Raw genomic sequence first — 21,122 nt, forward strand, 5'->3', positions numbered from 1 at the left:
TTTCAGTACATGCGCGACCACGAGAGCAGACCCCCTCTTCGCCCCTCTTTCCCCACCCGACCCTCGTCCGTGCTCTGCCCGCGCCCGCAGCGGCCGCCGCCCGCCGCACGTGGCGCCCGGGCCCCGGCGCCGCACCCGCGAACGGCGGCGAAGCCGATTCGATGTACGAACGCTCGAAGCTGAACCCGGTGCTCACGTTCGACAACTTCGTGACCGGCAAGGCGAACCAGCTCGCGCGCGCCGCCGCGATCCAGGTCGCGGACAACCCGGGCATCTCGTACAACCCGCTGTTCCTGTACGGCGGCGTCGGCCTCGGCAAGACCCACCTGATCCACGCGATCGGCAACCAGCTGCTGCTCGACAAGGCCGGCGCGCGGATCCGCTACATCCATGCCGAGCAATACGTGTCGGACGTGGTGAAGGCGTACCAGCGCAAGGCGTTCGACGATTTCAAGCGCTACTACCACTCGCTCGACCTGCTGCTGATCGACGATATTCAGTTCTTCTCCGGCAAGTCGCGCACGCAAGAGGAATTCTTCTACGCGTTCGAGGCGCTGGTCGCGAACAAGGCGCAGGTGATCATCACCAGCGACACGTATCCGAAGGAAATCTCGGGCATCGACGATCGCCTGATCTCGCGCTTCGACTCGGGCCTCACCGTCGCGATCGAGCCGCCCGAGCTGGAAATGCGGGTCGCGATCCTGATGCGCAAGGCGCAGTCGGAAGGCGTGAACCTGTCGGAAGACGTCGCGTTCTTCGTCGCGAAGCACCTGCGCTCGAACGTGCGCGAGCTCGAAGGCGCGCTGCGCAAGATCCTCGCGTATTCGAAGTTCCACGGCCGCGAGATCTCGATCGAGCTGACCAAGGAAGCGCTGAAGGACCTGCTGACCGTGCAGAACCGGCAGATTTCGGTCGAGAACATCCAGAAGACCGTCGCCGACTTCTACAACATCAAGGTCGCCGACATGTATTCGAAGAAGCGCCCCGCGAACATCGCGCGGCCGCGGCAGATCGCGATGTACCTGGCGAAGGAACTCACGCAGAAGAGCCTGCCGGAAATCGGCGAGCTGTTCGGCGGGCGCGACCACACCACCGTGCTGCACGCGGTGCGCAAGATCGCCGACGAGCGCAGCAAGGACGCGCAGCTCAACCACGAGCTGCACGTGCTGGAACAGACGCTGAAGGGCTGAGCGCGCGGCGCGCTTGATAATTCGGCCTCCGCCCCAATTTAAGGGGGGCGGTTCGGTTTTGAGGCACAATACTGGTTTGACCGCCCCGGTGGTGGCGGGCCAAGAGCCCGGCCGGCGGGGCGCTGCGAGGCTGCTGCGCTGCAGGCCGTTACTCAACGAAGGAACTCTATGCAACTGGTCAAGACCGAACGAGACACCCTCCTCAGGCCGCTGCAAACGGTCAGCGGCATCGTCGAACGCCGCCATACGTTGCCGATCCTCGCCAACCTGCTGATCACCAAGAACGGCTCGGACGTTTCGTTCCTGTCGACCGACCTGGAGCTGCAGATCACCACGCGCGCCGATTTCGGCGTCGGCGGCGACCAGGTCGCGACCACCGTCGCCGCGCGCAAGCTGCTCGACATCCTGCGCGCGATGCCTGACGGCCAGGTCACGCTGTCGCTCGCCGACAAGCGCCTCACCGTTCAATCCGGCAAGAGCCGTTTCGCACTCCAGACGCTGGCGGCCGACGAGTTCCCGACCGTCGCGCAGGCGAAGGATTTCGGCGCCACGCTCACCGTCCCGCAGAAGTCGTTCCGCCAGCTGCTCGGCATGGTGCACTTCGCGATGGCGCAGCAGGACATCCGCTACTACCTGAACGGCATGCTGCTCGTCGTCGACGGCGACCAGCTGATGGCCGTGGCCACCGACGGCCACCGCCTCGCGTTCTCGTCGATGAAGCTCGAAGGCGGCACGTTCGGCCGCCAGGAAGTCATCGTGCCGCGCAAGACGATTCTCGAGCTGCAACGCCTGCTCGAAGACATCGACGACACCGTCACCATCGACATCGCGCAAACCCAGGCCAAGTTCACGTTCGGCCAGGTCGAGCTCGTGTCGAAACTCGTCGAGGGCAAGTTCCCCGACTTCCAGCGCGTGATCCCGAAGGCGCACAAGAACACGTTCGAGATCGGCCGTGAAGAGCTGCAGCGCTCGCTGCAGCGCGCGGCCATCCTGACCTCGGACAAGTTCAAGGGCGTGCGCTGCATCATCGCGCCGGGCCAGCTGAAGATCATGTCGACCAACGCCGATCAGGAAGAGGCGCAGGAAGAACTGGAAATCGCCTACCAGGGCGATACCGTCGACATCGGCTTCAACGTCACGTATCTGCTCGACGTGCTCGCGAACCTGAAGGTCGACACCGTGCAGGTGAGCCTCGGCGACGCCAGCTCGAGCGCGCTGATTACCGTGCCCGAGAACGACGAGTTCAAGTATGTCGTGATGCCGATGCGCATCTGACGCGCTCGACATCGCAACACACACCAGGGGGCGGCAAGCCCCTTTGGCGTTTTTATGGCGAACCGACAACCCGTCCCTTTGGTGCCTTTTCGGCACTGGGGGCGGGCCAGGAAACTGGAGCGGCCCGGCGATTTCTCGCTGAAACGCACCGCGCCGCCACGAGAGTGGCCTCGCAGAACCGGAAGATATCCATGAGTGAACAGCACAATTCGCAACCCGATAACAGCAGCTACGGCGCCTCGTCGATCCAGATCCTCGAAGGTCTGGAAGCGGTGCGCAAGCGCCCCGGGATGTACATCGGCGACACGTCTGACGGCACCGGTCTGCACCACCTCGTGTTCGAGGTGCTCGACAACTCGATCGACGAAGCGTTGGCCGGGTACTGCAACGACATCCACGTGACGATTCACGCCGACAACTCGATTTCCGTGACCGACAACGGCCGCGGGATTCCGACCGACGTGAAGATGAACGACAAGCACGAGCCGAAGCGCAGCGCTGCGGAAATCGTGATGACCGAGCTGCACGCCGGCGGCAAGTTCGACCAGAACAGCTACAAGGTTTCTGGTGGCCTGCACGGCGTGGGTGTTTCGTGCGTGAACGCGCTGTCGAGCTGGCTGCGGCTGACCGTGCGCCGTGATGGCAAGAAGCGGTTCATGGAGTTCCATCGCGGCGTCGCGCAGGATCGCGTGCTCGAGACGGTGGACGGCGTGGAAGTGTCGCCGATGCTGGTGACTGGGGACACCGAGAACCGCGGCACCGAAGTGCACTTCATGGCCGATCCGACGATTTTCGGGACCGTCGAGTACCACTACGACATCCTTGCGAAGCGGATGCGCGAGCTCTCGTTCCTGAACAATGGTGTGCGGATCCGTCTCACGGACCTGCGCTCGGGCAAGGAAGACGATTTCGCGTTCGCCGGCGGGGTGAAGGGCTTCGTCGAGTTCATCAACAAGACGAAGACCAACCTGCACCCGACCGTGTTCTTCGCCAACGGCGAGAAGGACGGCGTGGGCGTCGAAGTCGCGATGCAGTGGAACGACAGCTACAACGAGAACGTGCTGTGCTTCACGAACAACATTCCGCAGCGCGACGGCGGCACGCACCTGACCGGCCTGCGGGCCGCGATGACGCGCGTCATCAACAAGTACATCACCGACAACGAAATCGCGAAGAAGGCGAAGGTCGAGACGACCGGCGACGACATGCGCGAAGGGCTGTCGTGCGTGCTGTCCGTGAAGGTGCCGGAGCCGAAGTTCAGCTCGCAGACGAAGGACAAGCTGGTTTCTTCCGAGGTTCGTGCGCCGGTTGAGGAAGTTGTCGCGAAGGCGCTGGAAGAATTCCTGCTGGAAACGCCGATCGACGCGAAGATCATCTGCGGGAAGATCGTTGAGGCTGCTCGGGCGCGTGATGCGGCGCGGAAGGCTCGCGAGATGACGCGCCGCAAGGGCGTGCTCGACGGCGTCGGCCTGCCGGGCAAGCTCGCGGACTGCCAGGAGAAAGACCCGGCGAAGTGCGAAATCTACATCGTCGAGGGTGACTCGGCAGGTGGGTCGGCGAAGCAAGGGCGTGACCGCAAGTTCCAGGCGATCCTGCCGCTGCGCGGCAAGGTGCTGAACGTCGAGAAGGCGCGCTACGACAAGCTGCTGTCGTCGGAACAGATCGTCACGCTCGTGACCGCGCTCGGCTGCGGGATCGGCAAGGAAGACTACAACCTCGACAAGCTCCGCTATCACCGCATCATCATCATGACCGACGCGGACGTCGACGGTGCGCACATCCGGACGCTGCTGCTCACGTTCCTGTATCGCCAGATGCCGGACATGATCGAGCGCGGCTATGTGTATATCGCGCAGCCGCCGCTTTACAAGATCAAGGCGGGCAAGGACGAGCGGTATCTGAAGGACGACGTGGAGCTCAACGCGCATATGCTGCGGTTGGCGCTGCAAGGGTCGGAGCTGGTGCCGGGTGAGAATGCGGCGGCGATTTCGGGTGATGCGCTTGGGGAGCTGGCGCGGTCGTATCTGCTGTCGCAGAGCGTGATCGAGCGCTTGAGCCGGTTGTATGACCCGGCCGCGCTGGAAGCGGTCATGGACGGTGTGGTGATCGATCTTTCCAACGAAGAGTCGACCGAGGCTTCGGCTAAGGCGCTGCACGCGGCGTTGCATGATGAAGCGCTGAAGAACGAAGTGCGTGTGGTGCCTTCGTATGACGCGGTTCGCGAACAGCGGTCGCTGCATGTCGAGCGCACGCATCACGGCAACGTGCGGGTTTCGGTCATCGACCAGGAATTCCAGCACACGGCGGATTATCAGCAGCTCGTGACGACGGCGAATACGTTCAAGGGGCTTATTGGGGAAGGTGCGGTCATCAAGCGCGGTGAGCGCAGCATGGCCGTGGCGGACTTCAAGAGCGCGATGAAGTGGCTGCTGGCGGATGCTGAACGCAACGTCTCCAAACAACGCTATAAGGGGCTCGGCGAGATGAACCCCGAGCAGCTATGGGAAACGACGATGGATCCGGCAGTGCGACGGTTGCTGCGTGTGCAGATCGAAGACGCGATTGCTGCGGATGGGATCTTTACCACCCTCATGGGGGATGATGTGGAGCCGCGGCGGGCGTTTATCGAGTCGAATGCGTTGCGGGCGGGGAATATTGATGTTTGATTCCTTACCTATAACTGAATGCGGAATCAGGCGATGATTCGCACCCTAATTCGTTGTGCGCGGCATGTCCTGCGAATCTGAATTAACCTTTGCCGCCACCGACGTAACACACGTCAGTGGCGGCAAAGGAGTTCCAACGTCACTGATTCCGGTAATATGGATCCGATTTGCGGACTTCCCGGCGTTATCCCCCTTAAGTTTTCGGGAATGGAGGCGATAGCGTGAACCTTTTTCGGCAAATTTTGTGTCAGATCAAGCAGAAATCACTGTAGAGCAGCGTTGGCAAGACATTGTCCGACATGTCAAGGAAGAGTACCTCTCCCCAGTTCAGTCATATCCGTGGATCGTTGGCTTTTCTGGCGGAAAGGATTCGACCCTAGTTGCGCATGCTGTATTCGAGGCTCTCCTTGAGGTTCCCCCCTCACGGAGAAGCCGCGCAGTTCACATCGTTTCCAACGATACGCTTGTCGAGAGCCCCTTTGTGATGGCTCACTTGGATGATGTTTCAGTTCAACTGACTTCGGCAGCAGACAGTCTTGGGCTACCTATAACCGTCGCACGTACCCGCCCAGACCTAGATAAAACATTTTGGGTGCTGCTCATCGGAAAAGGCTACCCCAGCCCGAATTCGCAAATGCGCTGGTGTACTGATCGATTAAAGATTCAGCCAACTAGCACCTATATTAAGTCCAACATATCAAGTTACGGTGCGGCCATCGTTGTACTCGGCGTCCGGCGGACGGAAAGCGTGAGAAGAATGCAAACGGTCGATAGATATGAAAACGACCGCGGGTCAAATCTTAATGAGCACTCGAGTATTCCGGGCGCTTACGTATTCCGTCCAATTGTTGACCTCACCACGGATGATGTTTGGGAAATTCTTGGAACATTCCCTGCACCATGGGGCGGGACACATAGCAAACTTTTTCAGTTATATCGCGACGCTGAGGGGGGGGAGTGTCCCGTCGTTCTCAGTAAAGACGAGGCACCTGGATGTGGCACATCGAACAGTCGTTTCGGGTGCTGGACGTGCACAGTCGTTGACAAAGACAAAAGTCTGCAGGGATTCATCGACTCTGGGAACCATGCATATAAGCCTTTGGTCGCCTTTCGAGACTGGCTTGTTCAGATTCGGAACGATCCCTCACGTCGAAGCGCAATTCGACGGAATGGGCGGTTAACTTTCGACCTTACCGGGAAACACATTCCCGGCCCATTTACAATTCAGGCCCGAAAGGAAATCTTGGATCACTTGCTCACCGTACAAAGTGAATTTGGAGATCGACTGATTTCTGACGATGAACTGGATTTAATTTATAAAATCTGGGCCGCCGAGCTCCAGCAAGGGGAAAACATTGCAAACGCCTGACGAAATTAGCGACGAGGTCGGAGTTTCGGATTTGCCGCTTTGGTCAAACGACGACGCCTTTACTGTACTCTCGCAAGTTTGCGAAAAACATGGCGTCCCAGTGGATGTTTTGACGGAGCTAGTTGCGCTGCAGCGCGAACGGCAACATCAGGAACGGGCAGCAGGTATTTTCCTGCGCTTTGAAGAAATTCTCGGACGAATAGATTAAGGGGGTTGGCCTTGTGGATTTCAAAAATTGAGCTGACTCACTTTAAGAGCTATCAGCATGCGGAATTTAACTTCCCAGAACCGACTGATGACCGCAACATCGTTCTAATCGGCGGCATGAATGGGTATGGCAAGACCACTATATTAGAAGCTTTGTATCTTTGTCTTTATGGCAAGGACTCAATGGCACACTTAGCTCGAGCCGGCCTCAAAGCCGACGATTATCGCGGATATCCGACGTTCTTGGAGCGCGCGCTGAACGGTGAAGCGAAACGCGATGGCGCAGATCAAATGTCGGTTCGCGTCGTCATCAACCGAACAAAAACCAAAGGGATCGACATTCGCCGTCGTTGGTATTTCAAGAGCAGCACTGGAGCATGGATTCATGAAGAAGAGGCCGTCGTTCGTGAGGTAAATCGCGGCGTACCCGGCCTTCCGAAAACCGACGGAAAGGCAAACTTTAATCTATCCGATCTGCTTGATGATCAATTTGTACCCGCTCATATAGCGCCATTTTTCTTCTTTGATGGAGAAGAGGTCAAGAAACTGGCGGATCAGTCTCGCATTGAGCAAGTAAAACAGGGGCTCGAGGGACTTCTAGGTGTCGTCCTTCTTCGTGGGCTGGCCGATCGTCTGAAGCGCTTTGAGAGCGATAAGAGATCGACGATTGCTAACGTCGACGAAGAAAATATCGATCGCCTACTTGAAGCACTTACGGCCGAGGAAAAGCGCCTGAGTGATCTTCAAACTGATGCGTCCGTGAGCACGCAACAATTGTCAGATCTCAAGGTAGAACGAGATTCATATATTGAGCGTATAACAGCAGCCGGCGGCGGTGGCGGAGATATCGCGACGGTCAAAGATCTAGTCGAGGAACGTGAGCAAGTACGTTCGTTACAGCGTGACGTCCGCAAATCTCTCGAAAAAATCTTGGCCGATAAGCTTCCATTCCATCTGATGCCGAGTGGCATTTTGGGAGAGTTTCGCAATCAATTGAAGATGGAGGTCGCTCTCGCTGACTGGCAAACCGAGTGCCGTGCTTTGCAGCCAAAGCGCAATCAATTTGAGAGCGCTTTCCTTGGGGCAACATCGCCTGAGCTTTCACCTGCGTTGACTTCTACGCAGATCGATGCGATTAAGAAACGCATTGAAACAGCCTGGGCATCGTTGTTCCACCCTCCGCCTGCAAATTGCGCGGAGACGGTTACTCACGGGTATCTGCATGAGGGCCTAAGAGAGCGCGCGCTCGCGTTCTTGAATTCAATATCGGTTGGACAACAGGACGTTCAGGATCTCCTCAGCGAACAACGCGAACATGGCGAGCGCATTGAGGAGCTGAGTCGAAAGATTGCGCGAGTCGAGGGTATCGATAGAGACGGCACAATTGCTGATTTGAAATCGCATCTTGCTCGAGTATCGCAAGAAATCGAAAATATGGAAACCCATATTCGAAATGATGAGCGCCAAATCATTGGGCTGGAAACGACCGTAAACAATACTCGCGCCCGTTATTTACAAGAACGTAAGCGTCGTGATGAGACCAGTCCGGTTAGAGGTCTTTTGAATAAATCAGAACGTGTCCGAGACGTTATAGATGAACTGATTCCAGCATTATTTCCGCTGAAGGTTCAAGCGCTAGCCAACGCCATGACTAAGGTTTATAAACAGCTCGCGCATAAGGATCAAGTTTCGAAGATCGTCATCGACAACGATGGCACCACAACAATTCTTGGAAAGACGGGCAAGGAAATTCGCTTCGATCGGTCTGCTGGAGAAAATCAGATATTTGCAACCGCGCTTATTGCTGGTTTGGCAGAAGTATCAGGCGTCCGTGCCCCTATGGTTGTCGATACTCCGTTGGGACGTCTTGATAGCTTGCATCGTGAGAATATCTTCCGCTTTTGGACAGGAAATCCCAATCGGCAAGTTATCCTTTTATCGCAAGACGAAGAAATCGACTTGGCATTTTACAAGCGAATCTCGAAACATGTTTCAACGACCTATCTTCTCGAACATGAAGATGTTGGTGATAGTTTAGGCCGCACGACTGTAAAAGAAGGAAAATACTTCGGGGTTGCAAAATGAGCGATCTAGACGTCCAACAGATACTTAGCGCCCGGTATCGCACCAGCCAGGAAGCCGACCGCTATACGGATCAATTGCGTCAGCATTTGGGCTTAGATACCAAGGCGCAGGTAGCGCGACTAGCCATCGGCAGATCTCTTGCGCTTGGAAAGATAGAAGATACAAGCACTGACTCAAAGGGACTAGATATTCCGGCAACATCACTATTTTCGTCTGAAAATATTGGGGCTTGGATCGGCTTACTCGTTACTCACGCCTTGGTAACTTGCTCCACTACCATTGAGTCCATGGATTCGCTTCGCGCGGCAATTAAGGCTCACTGGCATCGCGGTGCGCTTGCGCTGTGGAGTGACTGGAAAGCAAGCGACGAAGACTACGATCGCTTCGTCGAAACTCTTGTAATGCGTCGCTCAGAAATGCCCGAGTATGCCGCGAATCCCGTCAGTGACTCTTACGTACCCGAGACGGGAAACCCTCATCCCGTAGATAGTCCAGACATGTCAGACACACTGTCTAAGGCATTGGATGAGCTCGGCATCCGAGTTCAAGTAAAAGAAGCGATCGAAGGTCCAAGAATGACTCGGTATCGTGTTCTGCTTAAGAGCTTGCCCGATTCCGCGAAACTCAAACGGAATATGGCTCACCTTGGTTTGGCATTGAACCTGGGAAACGCTGTTCCGGAAGTTTCAAATGGCGACGAAGCAAAAACTGTATTCATCGACCTGCCACGACCAAAATCGACCTGGCGCCCCGTTTCTATCGATAATCTTCGATCATGGGCACTCAGTGGCCTCGGCAATCCAAATGAATTGATGGTGTTTGCTGGCGTTACCATCACCGGTGCGGATATGACTTTCGACCTCGCCACCGTTCCTCATTTGCTTGTAGGGGGCACGACCGGTTCAGGGAAAAGCGTATGCTTACATTCGCTCATACTATCGCTTCTGCTTCGCCACAACTCCGATACGCTGCAATTGGCTCTTATTGATCCTAAGCAGGTAGAGTTCGCACCTTATGCAACGCTGCCAAATTTGTACAGAGGCTCAATCGCGACGGAAGTAACCGAAGCGAGAGAGGCTCTACAAGAACTTGTAGCCGAAATGGAGGCGCGCTATGCGGTGTTCAATCGCTTAGGCGTCGCCAACATTGCTGACGCACGCCGAAAGGGGCACAATTTCCCCTTTATCATCGTGTTTATTGAAGAAATGGCAGATCTCGTGCTTCAGGATGATTCTGTCGAGCAACTAATTGCGCGATTGGCTCAAAAGGCCCGAGCAGCAGGTATTCACCTTGTACTCGCGACTCAACGCCCAGACTCAGAAACATTTTCTGGCCTTATCAGAAGCAATATACCAGGACGAATCGCTCTCACCGTCCAAAAAGGGACCGAATCCACCATTATTCTGGACGAAAAAGGTGCAGAAAACTTGCTTGGGGCAGGTGATATGTTGATACGGTTGCCAGGCGAAACCCTGACGCGGGCACATGGTGTCTTCGTTCAACCACAAGATATTTCTAACGTGGTGAAATCTGTCGGTAATTTGCGAACAGCGGGGCCCGCGAAAAAGCGCGCGTAGGCACTCAATGAGTTCGGGAGACTATGCGATGTTTGCTTAGCTCCCGACACCCCCTCAACAAGCCGTCTTGATGAATTTAATTTAGGCAAACTAAATTTTCATAATGCGAGGGACGATCCTGTTATCACCCATCGCCATCATTTGGTATGCAAGCCGAAGGGGTTCTTCTGCATAACTGATATGGATGGGCCGGGCTTTTCCATAAAAATATAGCCTATCGAACGGCAAATTTTCCATGATCCACTGACTAACCTCTTTCATATCCTCATCCGGAACAATAAAATCGCAAGCCGCTCCGCCCCTGTCGCAAATCCGCTTCCCTCTTGAATTATATTCGTACGCCGCGTGTTGATCCAACCGAGGAGCAATGCTTCTCTTGATATTTTTGCTCAAGACATGGGAACAAAATCCGTACGTCAACTTAACGCCACCGAAGTAATCGATCACTGGGTCTAAGATCTTGGTAACCAAATCGTACAATGCATTGAATGACTCAGGTCGCCGAGGAACATTCTCAATTCCAGTGCCCAATTGCGTTTCGCCACATTCAATAAGGTCACGATATCGAAAGTATTTCCCGCATTGCTGCCCTATCGGCGGAATCGTGTCGCTGCGCCCAAGCGAGAACCCATGAATAGATCTCCGATTCAACTCCAAAAGGTCTGCAAGCTCCCTTGTAGAAATCCCATGTCCGCTCGGATCAAATAATTCAAGTCGCTCCAACTCGCCATCAAATACAAGCTGCTCAGCATACCGAGGATACTCTTCGTTCAAGTAGCGTGACTTGTAATACAGATACGGTTTTTCATATTTTTCTCCATATTCGAAGATTTCATAGTCTTGCTTTCGAATATTGATCTTTATCCGTCGGACCATCAGCGGCAAAGCCGATGCATCGAAATCTTCATACTCGAGCAATGATAGCTTTCCGGATAACGAATGAATCTTGATCAACTGAGCATCACTCGCCTCGCCGTAGACCAAGAGTCCACATCCAACGTAAGCACGAAGAACGACTGGAAGTCGATCTACCGCGGTGGCATGCAGATGTAAGGCATCCTCCTTGTCGAGGTACCCTATACCTTGCTCCGCAGCTACATGGCAAGCAGACCGAACCGCGTCCAGATTAGCTACATCCTTAAGTAGCTGCATGCCCTGGTCATGTGCAGTCCGGTAGTCTCCGAAGAATGCCTTGATATCTCGTTGTAGTCTCGCTTCGAGGCTTCTGTATGGTGGACGTTTTGAGAATTGCCCCATTGCGAAAAACAGGCGAAGGTCGTCGGCACGAACAGTCGATGCTTGCGTCAACTGAGTTCGGTCAAAGGTCGCATTGATAAAGCGCAGCGCTCGTCGAAAGGAACCGACTTGACTTTCTATATCGAGAAGAAACGGTACTTCATCAGCATCTGGGACTCTTCCCAGATCTAGAGCAACTTCCCACAAACGCCTCAGCATCTCGCGAGCATCTTCTGACAGCCGCTCATAGGCATTCAATGACCTACGGGGCTCGGTGCTGCGCTCTTTGTGCGGTCGCTTGAGGATTCGACTCGATAGCTCTCGACGGCGATATCGATTGGCCGTGAATCGTTGCTCGACGTTTTTGTCCTTGAATACGAAACAGACACCCGGCCCTACCAAGAAGGCCTCCTCACCGAGTTCGTGCTGTACGTATTGCCTCAACTCCTCTTGCGAAAAGTACTTCTGGAATGTACTCCTCGACGTGAGTACGCCATCACGATAAGGCAGCCCCGGTGCCGTGTTACTACCCAACATAACGGCGATCGCTAGTACTTCATCTGCGACCTCGAACGCTTTACGTAACGCATCCCGCCTCTCATCAGGGTCCTCGATTACATTCAAAACAAACCCTAGATTGACGACAGAGGCCCGGGTTATCGCACTATCAGCTGCATAGAATGGATCCCATCCCCGAGCCGAGTAGCCCTGAGAATTCAGGGAGGCAATATCGTCGCCTTTGCCGCAGCCGTAGTCGAATATTTCCTTTTCCGGAGAAAGTAAGGTGTGTCGCAACAACATCTGTACAGGCGCTGACAAGCTCCATCTGCTGAGAGCCGTGAGATGTCGATGTACCCGCGTATGTCCAGACATACTATCTGGAGCTCGTTCCGAACTTGGCTCTGCATTACCAATCGGTATGAAGTCCGAACCAATTATCTTGTATCCCTTTTCGGAAACAAGACGAGACCAATTTTCTCGGAAACCGATCGTAGTAGTCTCATCGAACAACCCCAATTCCTCTACTTGGAGGGTGACCGCTTCAAATTTCGGGCGAAGCGGATGCGACTGCGGGAGCAGCAGCTCTTTACGATGAAGGATCGGTGGATTTAGCGAATCAAGGTAAGAGCGGTATGTGACCGTCTGCCCACCTTCAGCCGGAAGACTCCACGACTCCAGAAGCACTGGAAATGGGGAGTCAAAAAAGTCGCCGTAACGAAGTAGGGAGAGCCTTGAGGAAACAAGATTCAGCTTGATTACATTTGCTCGCTCATAAGCAGATGTAGGAGCCGACTCCAATCCCGTAATGACGGTCGTCTGAAGCTCGCCCTCCAAGAATTCGATGCCGATTCGATGGATATACCAGTCGTCCAGGACTCGCTTACCAAAGCCGAGACGCGAAGACGATCGTTTGATTTCTTCCATGATCCGACTCCACCATTCCGTCGTCGTGATGACACTCGCAGCTATCCTACGCCAACGCCACGAAATCCACAGATAGTACTAACGGCCAACGTCGTGTCCCCGTGCTTTATGAGATACCCGTTCGTTTAGACTCAAACTGCGTCACCGCAAAAAAGCGCGGGCCGCATGGGCTGCCACCCATACGACCCGCTGACCACCACCAACTCGGACAAGGAGTCGGAAGATGGCTAACGCCTATAGTAAGTCACGTCCCAAGAAGCTCAAACAGTATCCCGAGGTTGAGCTGACCCTCGGCAACAAGCCGGACCTCCCCCAGGAAGGCCAACCGTACATGCCATGGATGCGCGCCATCGACGCGCATTTCGAGATGTTCGGATTCAAGCCGGGTGATCGCGTCTATCTTCGGTTCAGCTTTGCTTCCCGAAGGGTCATCATCACGCCCGACTACAACGCGCTGAACTGGCGAGAGCAGCCCTATGGTGCAGCGGCCCAAGAAGAGGATGAGGCTGAGGACTACGCAGCGCTGGCCGCTTTGCGCGGCTCTACTGCCTGGTGATGGCTCGGCTCCACATCGTTAGTAACTGTGACGAGCGACAATGATTCTGCATTTTCCGCGGGCCGGTCATTCCGCCCCGCGGCAACGGAGTCTGCAAGATGGCGCAAGCGCACCAACCACTACCACCTGCCCGAGGCACGCAAACACAACCGGATCATCAGCCGCAACAGTTTCCAACAATGTTACGAGAATCGGATACTCGCAACAGCAAGTTGACGAAGCTAAACAGTATCAAGCGATTAGCAGGCTGTTGAAAAACGCTTTTGAGTGGCATCCGCACCCCACATTCGGGGGTGTGCTTTACCCCTTACCCAAGTCGCGCGAGCCGCGCGTAGGACGTTTTAAGAGGTCGGCAATTTTCGGCGCGACCCTCTCGCAACGTTTTTCAACAGCCTGTTAGAGGCATCTTTCACTGATCGTCGCCAATCGACACTCTGCAGCACCCAATGAATCGCATGAGCTCGGAAATTCGCATTATGAATTTCGACGGAGACCTGATTTAAAGCACTGACTGGTAATACTTCCCCCGGCCGAGTACCTTGCGGTACGATCTGCGCAAAAGATTAACCAAATTCCAGGGCCGCTGATGTCTTCGTTCTCCCTCTCCGAGATCGCGAAGCAATTTTTCGCGCTTCAAACCAATCGATTGTTCACCATTGCGACACCGCTCTCCGGCCGCTCGGAGCTCGTACTGACCGAGTTCGACTGTGACGAAGCGCTCGGCCAGCTGTTCGAGATCAAACTCAAGCTCGCATCGCAGGATCCCAATATCGAGCTCAAGAAGCTGATCGGCAAGCCTGTCACGGTCACCCTGCAGCTGACCGATGCGACAGCCAGCTCGGAGGAACGTTTTTTCCACGGCTATGTGACGGATTTCGAGCATACGGGCACCGACGGAGGTCTCGCGACATACGAGGCCGTTGCTCGCCCCTGGATCGCCTTCATGGACCGTCGCCAGGACATTCGCGTCTTCCAGGAGCAGACGGTCGAGGAAATCCTGGACGCCGTACTCCATCGATATCGGAAGTTCGGAGACGTCGAGTTCCGCTTGCAAAAGCCGACTGCGAATCGAAGCTACTGCACACAATACAAGGAGACGGATCTGACGTTTGCGCTGCGGCTGATGCAGGAGGAAGGGCTGTTCTTCTACTTCGAGCATGCGAAAGACGCGCACAAGCTGATCATTAGCGATACGTCTGTCGACGCGCAGCCGATCCCCGGTCGTAGCGCCGCACTGCGCTACTCAACCGACGAGATTCTCGACGACGAGCAGGTCATCACGTCGTTTGCGGCCCGCCGCCAACTTACCTCCGGAAGCACGACGCTCAAGACGGTGGACTACAAGGCCCCCGGAGCGAGACGGCAGGCCCAGGACGACACTGGCATCAATCAGGGTGACGTCGAGAACTACGAAGTGTATGACTATCTCGGTGCGCACGGCTTCCCGGATAGTGAGCGCGGCGAGCAACTCGCACGCTTCCGTACCGAAGCGCTTGCGGCACATAGCAAGATTTTCGTCGGCAAAAGCTACTGTCGGCGCCTCACGCTTGATCGCTACATCCAGATCGAGGATCACTACGATCACGAACGTTCACAGCCTGAAGATCGTCAGTTCCTGCTGACGTCGATCCGACATCACGGGACGAACAACTACCAGGCACAGCCCGGCGTCGCGACCTATTCGAACGAATTCAAATGTATCCGCAAGAAGATTCCGTATCGGCCGCTGCGGATGATTGCGCATCCTGTCATTCATGGGATCCAGACCGCGATCGTCGTCGGCCCTCAGGGACAGGAAATCTACACGGATGAACTCGGCCGCGTGAAGGTCCAGTTCCATTGGGACCGACTGGGCAAGAGAAATCAGGCGAGCTCGTGCTGGGTTCGCGTCTCTCAACCTTGGGCAAGCAGCGGCTTCGGGATGATCCAGTTGCCCAGAATCGGCGACGAAGTGGTCATCGTGTTCGGCGACGGAAATCCCGATCGCCCGCTGATCATCTCATCCGTCTATAACGCGCAGAACATGCCGCCGTGGCAACTCCCGGCCAACGCAACCCAAAGCGGGATTCTGACGCGATCAACCAAGGGTGGAAGTTCCGACACGGCGAATGCACTACGCTTCGAGGATCGGAAGGGACAAGAGGAAGTCTGGCTGCATGCCGAGAAGGATCAGCGCATTGAAGTCGAAAACGACGAATCGCACTCGGTCGGCAACGATCGCGACAAGTCGATCGGCAACGACGAGAGCGCGAAGATCGGCCGGAACTGGACGCTTTCCACTGGTGGCGTCAAGTTCGAAACAGTCGGCCTCGCGTCCGTGCAAAGCGTCGGGCTCGGCAAGATGCTCAACGTCGGACTCGCTTATAACGTCAACGTTGGCGGCCTCTATCTGCGGAATGTCGTGCTGGAGATGGCTACCACCGTCGGGCTAAGCCGTGTCGACCGAGTCGTGCAAGACTGGACCTCGCACGTAGGGCATACGTACGCCGTAACGGTGCGTGGCAAGGCGGTTGGAGATGCGGTTAAACGTGATCGGGAAACGCCCCTCGATATCTCGCCAGACTTCAGTCCGCAAATTCCGGATCCTGTTCAGAGCTCGGACAGCAATCAGATTCGGATCACCGATCAAGGTCAGGCAAGCCTGTCCGGTGCGTCAACGGCTCAACTGATCGGTCCAGGCGGCACAATCACGATCGACGCAGCAGGCATTCACTTGAAGGGTAAGGGAATCTATCTCGACGGCCCAGTTACGCAAAGCGGCGGAAGTGCGCGAGGACTCGCACCCGTCACCGAAGCAGACTGCGCGGAATGCGCGAAGAAGACTCAGTCTGCGCACCCTGTCGATGTTGCGACGGGGCAAAAGCTTCTCACGCACGACGACTTTACTTTGCCGGGTCGAGTGCCGATTCAATGGAATCGGAGATACCGCAGCGCCGATCAGCGAAATGGTAGCTTTGGCGTCGCATGGAAGTTGCAATACGCAACGGAAGTTCATACGCATACGTCACCGGACGGCACCCGGAAGGTGATCTATGTCGATTTTGACGGTCGACAACTGCACTTCCCCTTTCTCGAGGCTGGGCAAGAACACTTTCATCCGCTCGAAAAATACACCCTTGCGCGACTCGAGGATCGTGCAAACCAGCCGGCGTACGAAGTGCGCTTCTCGAATGGGCTTGTCGAAACATATGGGCCACACCCCGTAGATCCGAATCGACACCTGCTCCAGCGTTCCGAAACGCGTGATGGACAGGCGCTAACTTTTGCGTACACATCAACTGGTAGCTTGCAGGAAGTTCGCAATAACGTCCACGTGGTCGCGTGTAAGCATGACGATCAAGGGCGAATTGTCGAAGTGCATCTGCTAGACGAGCATGGCGATTCCAAAAGAAAGTTGGCAACGTATCAGTACGACGACGAGGGTAATCTGAGTAAAGCGGTGGACCGCGGAGGTCAAACCTGGCGGTACAGCTACGCGAACCATCTCCTCACAAGCTATGAAACGCCTGCTGGCGCCGTGTTTGTCTCGGAATGGGACGGTGATTCGCCATACGCACGCTGTGTCCGAACGTATGCTTATACCCTTGGAGACGGCGGCAAACACGACATTACGCGCGACACACGATTCGACTATTTGCCTGCTGCGCAAGTCACTCGCGTCACCGATGCGGTAGGCCAAACGACAACCTACCGATACAACGGACTGTGGGCAGTCGATCAGATCACTCATCCTGATGGCAGCACTGAATTCCTTGAATTCGACGAAGCCGGCAACGTATCAGGTCGAATTGACCCGTTGGGCCGCAGGAGCCAGATCATCAGTGATCCGCGCGGAAACCCGATCGTGATTCGGGATGCAGCTGGCCACCTGACGCGCATCGAATACAGCGAACACAACTTACCTACTCGCATTAGTGACCCGGCCGGCCAGATTTGGCAGCGGGAATACGATGCCAATGGGCATCTGGTCAAGGCAATCGATCCGCTAGGAAATGCAACCTCGACCGCCTACGAAAAAGGGCTGCCTGTTGCTCACACCGACGAGCTCGGCAATGTGACACGCATGCTCTGGAACGATGCGGGTCAACTTCTTGCGCGTACCGATTGCTCAGGGTTCAAGACCCAATACGCATACGATGATTTCGGGCGCCAAACAAGCACGACGAATGCGCTAGGGCAAACGACCAAGGTTCTCGGCAACGCTGCCGGCAACACGACGGCAATCGAACCTGCCGGACTCGGGTGCTGGCGCACCACCTACGATAAAGCTAGCCGGCCAACCGCATATACCGATCCGCTCGGCCGCGTTACGAGTGTTGGATGGGATGCCTTCGATCGGCCACTCAGCATAACCGACGCGGTGGGTGGCTCGTATCGATTCGAGTACGATCAGCGTGGCAAGCTCATCGCACTGACGAACCCCAAAGGCGAACGTGGCACTTTTGCGTACGACCAACTGGGACGCATCATTGAGCAGACCGGATTCGATGGTCGGCGCCAGCAATTTCGATTCAACGCCGCCGGCGAACTGATCGAGCAGATCGATTGCGGAAACGACGGACAACTGCGCGCGACGCTGATATACGACAATCTCGGTCAAATGATCGGCCGCCAACTGAGCGACAACACGCAGAGTACTTTCAGTTATGACGAGCGAGGCCTGCTCAAACAGGCCTACCATCACCAGGAGGCTGGCGACGTATCGCAAATCACCTACGAGTACGATGCAGCCGGGCGACGTACCGCCGAAGTCCAAGCACATCACGGTCGTGTTTGGCGCCTTCAACATCGACTTGATGCAGTCGGTAATCGCAGCGAGACGCACCTGCCTGGAGTTGGCAACCTGACATGGCAGCGGTACGGAAGCGGCCACGTTCACGGTATGCTGATTGACGGTGTTCCGCTTGCGAGCTTCGAGCGCGATTCGCTACACCGCACGGTCACAAATGTGCAGGGTGCAATCGCTCAGCTGTTCACATATACCGACTCCGGACAACTTGCGTCGCAGCAGCTTCAGGATCTCGATTCGCAAAGTCAACCTCGAGCGGGAGCTCGGCCTTGGCGAGCGTGGGACTATGACGCAGCCGGGCAATTAACCGATTTGCACGATGCATGGCGAGGTGCCAAGCACTATAGCTACGATCCTCTTTCGCGACTGCTCGGTGTCGCACGCGAGCGAGGGGAAGCCATTCCCAACGTGACAAGCGAGTCGTTTCGCTACGACTCGACAGGAAATTTGATCGCTAGACTGATGGCCAGCAGCTCCCCGAGTGCTCCCTTTGTGGAAAGCGCACAAGGTGCGACCGGGGACCGCCTGCACCAATTTGTCACGTCCGCGGCTTCTGCGCAAACGCTGGTCGACTTTACTTACGACGGTCACGGGAACCGGACAGCACGTGCGGCACAGCTCATATCAGACAAATCTTCGGTCAAACCGGCGCCTGGTATTCTTGAACGACTCCTACCGCGACACAATGCTTCCGAGCCGAGCGAGACAACGCTGCCGCCGCATGTCACGCGCTATCGTTATGATGCTGCTCATCAGCTGATTGGTGTCGAGCACGCCGATGGCGGCCGTACGGAATATCGTTACGACGCGTTGGGACGCCGGATCGCCAAAATCCACACGTCGGCCGGGCAGGCGTCGCGCATGACTTTGTTCGTTTGGGACAACGATTGGATGTTGCAGGAAGTGTATGCCGGCACAAGCACACGAGATGACGCACTCGTGACCTATGTTCCACACCCTGATCACCGGGGGCCGCTTGCACAGCTGACGAATGGCAAACGCTATCACTATCTGAGCGATCATCTCGGCGCACCACAGGAACTCGTCGACGACGAACGCGAAGTGGTCTGGGCAGTTGACTTCGACGGTTACGGGCGGAATGGCCAACAGATTGTCGCGAAAATCGACAATCCGATTCGGTTTCCGGGTCAGTATCACGATGCAGAGTCCGGGTTGTACTACAACCGTCACCGTTATTACGATCCGGAGGCGGGAAGATACATCAATCAGGATCCTCTCGGTTTGATCGCAGGCCCCAATAAATACGCCTATGCCGACAGCCGCCCCTCGATGGAAATCGATCCGATGGGCCTGCTGTCAATCCCTGCTGGCGCTGAAATGGGTGCCGCTGCAGGGACGGCAGTCTTTCCCGGAATCGGTACGATAATTGGTGCTGCGGTTGGCACATTGGCGGGGATTGGCGTGGTTGTCTGGATGGCATCTTCTGCATCGTCGGACAAAGCCGGGAACAAGGTGAGTCCGATCGCAGACACAATACAGCCGCCGGGCAATTGCTCCCCGGGCGAACATCGCAGGCTCCAGGACGAGGTCAACCGTGCATGCAAACGCCCCAGAGCGTGCAAGGCCAACATGGACCAGCCGACCGTTCTGCAGATGCGCGAAAACAACCGGGAATGCGCGATGGCAAGAGATTTGATCAACAAAAAGTGCTTCGCGGGTGGAGACGCCAACCACCGTAACGAAGCACTCGAAGCATGGGCGAATGTCGCAAAGTGCGAGGGGTTACTGAAATGAGTTTGGATTTCTCAACGTTTCCGAACGATCCCTTCCCAAAGGGAGAATCGATCACAGACAGATCGGGAATCGAGTCATGTGCTGTCGATGATTTCTTTCGAGGAAAAAAGCGCTTCGAAGTAACGCTCAAGGAATTAAGGGAAGACTACGAGTGCGATGAATCCGCGTGCCTCACCTTTATGAAGCCGAAGGCATTTGCGTTTTTTCTTCCGTTGTTCATGAAGATTGCGACCGTCGAGTACGACGAGGCGGACAACATCCCCGATTCTCTTGTCTACAAGCTGCACCGAATGGCAACTGGTGGAGCGAGTGACTGGCTCGATGAAATTTCGAAAACGTACGCAAAAAATCAACGAAACAGCATCATTGATTTTCTCGACGAGATGAGCCGAATCGAGTGGCGGCACCAAGATCCCGACTTGGCGGCAGACGCGGCCAGTCTGCTGCGCGAAATATTTTGACCAGCGAAATGAGTTTGATCAGACGTCGTTCGAAGTTGCTGAGCCCAACAAGAATGCCGAAATAGTCCGGCTCCTCAAGACTCTTCGATGAAACCCATTATCCGCAAAGGCGACACAACGGATCACGGCGGTACGGTGCTCGACGGCTTCGGCCTTTCGAACTTGAACGGTCGACCAGCATCCGGTGTCGGCCATATGGTCCTGTGTCCGAAGTGCCAAGGTGCCTACCCGATCGTTCAGGGCTCCAGCCAGTACACTATTGAAGGCCGCGCCGTTGCGCTGGACGGGATGAAGACTGCATGTGGCGCATCGCTGATCGCCAGCCAACAAGAATTCTTGGCAAGCGAGTGATGCTCTCTGATTTCAAATGAATCGGGCGTTGCCCGCTTCACATGCATTTCCGCCGCGCCAATGCAAAAACCCCCGCCTTTCGGGCGGGGGTTTCTGGCTAAGGGAGCCTGACGATTACCTACTTTCACACGGGAATCCGCACTATCATCGGCGTAGAGTCGTTTCACGGTCCTGTTCGGG

The 21,122-nt window shown here is 55.7% G+C and carries 11 protein-coding genes and 1 pseudogene; 11 read left to right on the forward strand and 1 reads right to left on the reverse strand.

What is annotated here, in order from left to right; all coding sequences use genetic code 11:
- Positions 1-71 precede the first annotated feature (71 nt).
- From dnaA to G3N64_RS32485, 7 genes and pseudogenes are all read left to right on the forward strand, one after another.
- Positions 72-1,190: pseudogene (dnaA, locus tag G3N64_RS32455) on the forward strand (chromosomal replication initiator protein DnaA); the annotation flags it as partial.
- A gap of 168 nt (positions 1,191-1,358) precedes the next feature.
- A complete protein-coding gene (gene dnaN, locus G3N64_RS32460; protein WP_039364632.1) occupies positions 1,359-2,465 on the forward strand; it encodes a DNA polymerase III subunit beta in 1,107 nt (368 codons plus the stop codon).
- A gap of 191 nt (positions 2,466-2,656) precedes the next feature.
- On the forward strand, positions 2,657-5,131 hold the full coding sequence (gyrB, locus tag G3N64_RS32465) for a DNA topoisomerase (ATP-hydrolyzing) subunit B (RefSeq protein WP_205787816.1): 2,475 nt from the start codon (positions 2,657-2,659) through the stop codon (positions 5,129-5,131).
- A 244-nt stretch (positions 5,132-5,375) separates the two neighbouring features.
- On the forward strand, positions 5,376-6,500 hold the full coding sequence (gene dndC, locus G3N64_RS32470; RefSeq protein ID WP_205787817.1) for a DNA phosphorothioation system sulfurtransferase DndC: 1,125 nt from the start codon (positions 5,376-5,378) through the stop codon (positions 6,498-6,500).
- Positions 6,487-6,708, forward strand: a complete 222-nt coding sequence (locus G3N64_RS32475) for a DNA modification system-associated small protein (protein ID WP_205787818.1) — start codon at positions 6,487-6,489, stop codon at positions 6,706-6,708. The genes dndC and G3N64_RS32475 overlap by 14 nt, the downstream gene beginning before the upstream one ends.
- 11 nt (positions 6,709-6,719) lie before the next feature.
- Positions 6,720-8,792, forward strand: coding sequence for a DNA sulfur modification protein DndD (dndD, locus tag G3N64_RS32480; RefSeq protein WP_205787819.1), 2,073 nt, complete (start codon positions 6,720-6,722; stop codon positions 8,790-8,792).
- A complete protein-coding gene (locus tag G3N64_RS32485) occupies positions 8,789-10,369 on the forward strand; it encodes an FtsK/SpoIIIE domain-containing protein (RefSeq protein WP_205787820.1) in 1,581 nt (526 codons plus the stop codon). Before dndD ends, G3N64_RS32485 begins: the two co-directional genes overlap by 4 nt.
- Before the next feature lie 90 nt (positions 10,370-10,459).
- On the opposite strand, the gene G3N64_RS32490 is transcribed toward G3N64_RS32485, so the two are convergent.
- Entirely contained in the window at positions 10,460-13,030 is a 2,571-nt protein-coding gene (locus G3N64_RS32490) for a DNA phosphorothioation-associated putative methyltransferase (protein ID WP_205787821.1), read from the reverse strand.
- A 223-nt stretch (positions 13,031-13,253) separates the two neighbouring features.
- Here G3N64_RS32490 and G3N64_RS32495 point away from each other — a divergent pair, with 223 nt between their 5' ends.
- From G3N64_RS32495 to G3N64_RS32510, 4 genes are all read left to right on the forward strand, one after another.
- The gene (locus G3N64_RS32495) at positions 13,254-13,586 is read left to right on the forward strand and encodes a hypothetical protein (RefSeq protein ID WP_205787822.1); all 333 of its coding nucleotides are present in this window, start codon (positions 13,254-13,256) and stop codon (positions 13,584-13,586) included.
- A gap of 586 nt (positions 13,587-14,172) precedes the next feature.
- Complete coding sequence (gene tssI, locus G3N64_RS32500; RefSeq protein WP_205787823.1) at positions 14,173-20,130, forward strand: type VI secretion system tip protein TssI/VgrG; 5,958 nt, start codon at positions 14,173-14,175, stop codon at positions 20,128-20,130.
- Complete coding sequence (locus tag G3N64_RS32505) at positions 20,127-20,591, forward strand: DUF6714 family protein (RefSeq protein WP_205787824.1); 465 nt, start codon at positions 20,127-20,129, stop codon at positions 20,589-20,591. The genes tssI and G3N64_RS32505 overlap by 4 nt, the downstream gene beginning before the upstream one ends.
- Positions 20,592-20,678: 87 nt before the next feature.
- Positions 20,679-20,942: a PAAR domain-containing protein gene (locus G3N64_RS32510; protein WP_059561401.1), complete on the forward strand. Its 264-nt coding sequence runs from the start codon at positions 20,679-20,681 to the stop codon at positions 20,940-20,942.
- The last annotated feature ends 180 nt before the right edge of the window (positions 20,943-21,122 follow it).

The sequence above is a fragment of the Burkholderia sp. Ac-20344 genome (genome assembly GCF_017104975.1).
Taxonomy (GTDB): Bacteria; Pseudomonadota; Gammaproteobacteria; order Burkholderiales; family Burkholderiaceae; genus Burkholderia.